The organism is uncultured Aquincola sp. (assembly GCF_964001545.1).
Lineage (GTDB): Bacteria > Pseudomonadota > Gammaproteobacteria > Burkholderiales > Burkholderiaceae_C > Aquincola.
Genome location: NZ_CAXFDV010000404.1, coordinates 1 through 4,821, shown reverse-complemented (window position 1 = coordinate 4,821; position 4,821 = coordinate 1). Strand labels below are relative to the sequence as shown.

General features: G+C 67.5%; 4 protein-coding genes and 1 pseudogene. 2 read left to right on the top strand and 3 right to left on the bottom strand.

All coding sequences use genetic code 11. From position 1 onward, the window contains the following. A pseudogene (locus ABNT58_RS13845) lies at positions 1-119 on the top strand (2-hydroxyhepta-2,4-diene-1,7-dioate isomerase); the annotation flags it as partial. Positions 120-177: 58 nt separating this feature from the next. Here the strand turns inward: ABNT58_RS13845 and ABNT58_RS13840 are convergent. The 3 genes from ABNT58_RS13840 to ABNT58_RS13830 are packed head-to-tail and all read right to left on the bottom strand — an operon-like array spanning position 178 to position 3,004. Next, the gene (locus ABNT58_RS13840; protein WP_348754048.1) at positions 178-351 is read right to left on the bottom strand and encodes a hypothetical protein; all 174 of its coding nucleotides are present in this window, start codon (positions 349-351) and stop codon (positions 178-180) included. Beyond that, on the bottom strand, positions 348-2,006 hold the full coding sequence (locus ABNT58_RS13835; RefSeq protein ID WP_348754047.1) for an anti-phage dCTP deaminase: 1,659 nt from the start codon (positions 2,004-2,006) through the stop codon (positions 348-350). Before ABNT58_RS13835 ends, ABNT58_RS13840 begins: the two co-directional genes overlap by 4 nt. Positions 2,007-2,044: 38 nt before the next feature. Then, a complete protein-coding gene (locus tag ABNT58_RS13830; RefSeq protein WP_348754046.1) occupies positions 2,045-3,004 on the bottom strand; it encodes an AEC family transporter in 960 nt (319 codons plus the stop codon). A 55-nt stretch (positions 3,005-3,059) separates the two neighbouring features. On the opposite strand from ABNT58_RS13830, the gene ABNT58_RS13825 reads away from it, so the two are divergent. Continuing rightward, positions 3,060-4,223, top strand: coding sequence for an acyl-CoA dehydrogenase family protein (locus ABNT58_RS13825; RefSeq protein WP_348754045.1), 1,164 nt, complete (start codon positions 3,060-3,062; stop codon positions 4,221-4,223). The last annotated feature ends 598 nt before the right edge of the window (positions 4,224-4,821 follow it).

Here is a 4,821-nt window from a genome sequence, read left to right as displayed (position 1 = left end):
TGGGCCACAAGCCGCCGGTGTACCTGAAGGCCGGCGACACGATGCGCCTTGGCATCGAAGGCCTGGGCGAGCAGCAGCAGACGGTGCATGCCTGGGACCCGGCCTTGATCGACGGCTGAATGACCGGCCGGTGGGGGAGCGGCTGGGGGTGCCGGCGCAGGCCGACATCCCAGCGTCTCAGCGCTTGGGCTTCGTTGGCGCAACGACGCGCCGCGGCGCCTTCAAGGGCGGCACGGTGGCCGGGAAGGTCAGGGTGGCCATCTTGGCCGATTCGCCCATCCAGGACCGCAGCTGCGTCACCTCCTTGCGGGCGTCGCTGAACTGCTGCATGAAAGAGTCTTGCTGCTTCATGGGATGCTCTTTGCGATGTCGGCGGATGGGGGTGGTGGCGTGTCGTCGATCACGAACGGCTCCACGAAGGTGTACGTGAAGGCCCTGCGTTGGATGCGAGGAACGGCCATGCTGGGGTCGACGAGTTGAATCTTACCTTCGTCGGTTTTTCGCGCCGATGCCGCTTCGAAGAAGTCCATGTAGCGTCGCGGCGCCACCCCGACGAAGGCTCGGAAGTCGGCGCGGCTGCTGGAGGCTTCCAGTGCTTCCACGCTGATCGAGTCACTGTACAAGTCTGCCGTGCGGCTCTTTTCGTAGGGCTCGATGAACACCACCTCCCGGATGCCCGCCGCCACGATGTGGCGGGCACACAGATGGCATGGGAACGTGGTGCAGAAGAGTCGCGCGTCCTGCAGACGTACACCAGCGCGTGCCGCCTGGGTGATGGCCGCCATTTCCGCGTGCACGGCGCGACCGAATTCGATGACATCGAACAATTGCGCCTCGCGCAGATAGGCGTCAGGGGAGAACAGTGCTTGCCTGGCCAGCTCCGCGCTGCTTTGCTGCCTGGCCGACTCGTCCAGCAAGCCCGGCCTTCGCTTCATCCGGTCGAAGGCGTCTTCCACCATCTCACGCTTGAAATCGACATTGGCATCCCCGCCGCGCTCGTAATCTCGCATCGCGTCGTCGTCCTCGGCCCAGTACAAACCACCGCCAAAGCGCGGCACCTCGTTGCAGCCTGTGCCGAGGATCTCGCCATGGCCGTCGACGATGGCTGCACCCACTTGTCTGGACAAGTCGAGCGATCGAAGCGCCGACGCCTTGGCAAAGAACTTCGCCTGCTCGTCCCGTGTGGGGGACACGTAAGGATGCCCGAAGGTCAGCAATACCAGGCGCTGAAGCTGCCGTTCCAGCTCGGTGCGCGACTCGCTGACCACGAAGCAATCGGCGAGCGGAAAAGTCTTGCCCACCCGCTGGCCGAGCTTGCGCCCTTCTTCCTGGTAGTCGCGCGTGATCAGTTCGGTGGCCAGCATCTCGGCTTGACCCCGCTTGTCACCCAGGGAAGGGGCGATCTGTTTGGTCAGAAATTCCTTGTGCCAGTGCCGTGAGGCATAAACGGAAATCAGGGTGAAGGCCTGACCGTAGACCTGCCTGAACAGCTCTACTTCCTCGGGTCGCTTGAAGGAGCGGACGAAGTAGGCCGTGCGGCTGGCCGGGGCTCGGACGTCCCCCGTGAGTTGCTGGCGCAACGCCCTGATCTTGGCGATGCCCAGACGGGCCGCCACCTCAGCCTGGTTCGATGTTTCGCGCAGGACGGTGCCGCGGTCCATCAAGGTGCGGATGCGTTCGTACTCGTTGGGAAAGTCGTTCCCCTTGCCCAGGTAGGTGGTGATCAGCTCGCTCAGGCGCACTTCTTCCACCCGGTACTGCATCGCGCGCAGCTGGGCCTTGAGTGTTTCGGCCACCTGGGCAAGGTAGGTGCCGGTGGGCCCGACGAAGCCGAAGACCAATTCGATGTTGGACGAGTCGGACGCAGAAATGGAAGTTTGGGGGCGGGCCGATGTGGCCTCTGTTTTTTTGACCCGGGCACCGCGCTGTGTGTAGGTTCGCTCCGCTGCCATGGCCAGGGCCTCCTTTTCGCTGCTGCTCGCAAGGGTAGCGAGCACGAGCAGCACCTGCGTGCCGCCCGCTGGTCAATCTTGACCGGCGCCCCTCACCCCGCCCCCATCCACCAAGCCGCCAGGCTGAAGCTGCCGAAGGCCAGCAGGGTGCTGCTCATGATGATGCGGGCCACGCGGCCGTTGTCGGCGCCGTAGCGTTCGGCCAGCAGCGCGACGTTGCTGGCGCTGGGCAGCGCGGCGGCCAGGGTCAGGGCGGTGAGCTGGCCGTCGGTCAGCGGCAGGCCGGCGGACTGCGCGGCGCGGCCCAGGCCCCACACCAGCAGCGGGTGCAGCAGCAGCTTGACCCCGGCCACCGGCAGGTACAGCGCCACCGGCGTGCGGCTGTGCGCATGCTGGCCGGCCCGCCACAGCACCGCGCCGATGGTGAACAGCGCCACCGGCGTGGCCGCATCGGCCAGCATGCGCACGATCACGTCCACCGGGCGCGGAAACTCCAGCCCCATCGCGCCCACCACCGCGCCTGCGGCGATGGACCACGGCAGCGGGTTGCCGGCCACGCCGCGCAGGGCCTTGAAGGCGGCTGCCCGCCCGCCCTGGCCGCTGGCTTCATGGGCCTGCGCCAGCGCGATGCACAGCGACGAGGTGAGCACCATGTCCGTCAGCATGGTGCTGATCACCGGCCCCGCGGCGGCCGGGCCCAGCAGCGTGGCCAGCAGCGGCACGCCCATGAAGCCCGAGTTGGGAAAGGCCGCCACCAGCGCGCCGAAGGCCGCGTCCTTCAGGTGCACACGGGCCGAGCGGGTGAACCACACGGTACCGAACACGATGAGCAGCGCCGCCAGCGCATACACGCCCAGCACCACCGGGTTGAGCAGCTCGCCCAGCGGCGTGGTGCGGCCGAAGCGGAACAGCATGGCCGGCAGCGCAAAGTACAGGACGAAGGCGTTGAGGCCGGGAATCGCACTTTCGGGCAGCACCTTCTGGCGGGCGGCCAGGTAACCGAACAGCACTAGCGCGAAGAAGGGGACGGTGACTGCGAAGATCTGCTGCATTGCTGCGAGTGTGCCAGCCACCCCCGCCGCCCCACCGGCTTGAAGGACCGCTTCGATGAACCACCACGCCCCCGACCGCTACCAGGACATCCGCGACGCGGTGCGCGCGCTGTGCGCCCAGTTCCCGGACGAGTACCACCGCCAGGTGGACGCCCAGCGCGGCTACCCCGAAGCCTTCGTCAACGCGCTGACCGAGGCCGGCTGGCTGGCCGCGCTGATTCCGCAGGACTACGGCGGCTCGGGCCTGGGCCTGGCCGAAGCCTCGGTCATCATGGAAGAGATCAACCGCTCGGGCGGCAATGCCGGCGCCTGCCACGGCCAGATGTACAACATGGGCACGCTGCTGCGCCACGGCAGCGCCGAGCAGAAGCAGCGCTGGCTGCCGCGCATCGCCAGCGGCGAGCTGCGGTTGCAATCGATGGGCGTGACCGAGCCCACCACCGGCACCGACACCACCCAGATCAAGACCACCGCGGTGCGCCGCGGCGACCGCTACGTGGTCACCGGCCAGAAGGTGTGGATCTCGCGCGTGCAGCACTCCGACCTGATGATCCTGCTGGCCCGCACCACGCCGCTGGCCGAGGTGAAGAAAAAGAGCGAAGGCCTGTCCATCTTCCTGGTCGACCTGAGGAGCGCGATCGGCCACGGCATGGACGTGCGGCCGATCCCGAACATGGTCAACCACGAGACCAACGAGCTGTTCTTCGAGAACCTGGAGATCCCGGCCGAGCACCTGATCGGCGAAGAAGGCCAGGGCTTCAAGTACATCCTCGACGGGCTGAATGCTGAGCGCACGCTGATCGCCGCCGAATGCATCGGCGACGGCTACTGGTTCATCGACCGCGTGACCGCCTACGTGAAGGACCGCGTGGTCTTCGGCCGGCCCATTGGCCAGAACCAGGGCGTGCAGTTCCCCATCGCCGAAAGCTACATCGAGGTGGAAGCCGCCAACCTGATGCGCTGGAAGGCCTGCGAGCTGTTCGATGCCCATCAGCCTTGCGGCGCGCAGGCCAACATGGCCAAGTACCTGGCGGCCAAGGCCAGCTGGGAGGCCGCCAACGCCTGCCTGCAGTTCCATGGCGGCTTCGGCTTCGCCGACGAATACGACGTGGAGCGCAAGTTCCGCGAGACCCGGCTCTACCAGGTGGCCCCCATCTCCACCAACCTGATCCTGAGCTACGTGGCCGAGCATCTGCTCGGGCTGCCGCGGTCCTACTGAAGTTCCTGACTTGAGCGGGAACAGGCGGTGTTTTAGGGGGCTTGTCCCCCGACCGCTGCCGGGCCTGGGTTGGGTACAACGGCACTTGCAGTTCTGTCGTCCCCGTCGCTGTGCGCCAGATGTCTCTATGGCGCGCATTCCCGGAACCGCTTGTGCCACCCCCCGGCACTGGAGACCTTCGTGACACCACGATCCCCCCACTGACGGCCGCTGCGCCGTCGCGTCGTGCGGCGCTGAACGACAGCGCCTGAACCGCCCCCCGTCAGTCCTGCTGCCCCTGCAGCCCACCGATTCGAAGCGCGCCTGACCGGGTCGCGTCGCGTCGGTCCATCCCGTCATCGCCCCGCCATCGGCCGGGCGGCACCGGTGCGCGCCCCCGCGACACCGCCAGTGGCCACGGCCACGCCTCACGCCACGTCATCATGAATCGCATTTACCGCATCGTCTGGAACGAAGCCCAGGGCGCCTGGGTGGCCGTCAATGAAATCGCCAAGGGCCAGGGCCCGCGCGCGCTGCTGTCGGCGCGCCGCCTGCGCCGGCTGGGCCTGGCCGCGCTGGCCGCCACCGGCGCTGCCGCGCTGGCCGCGCCGCCCACACC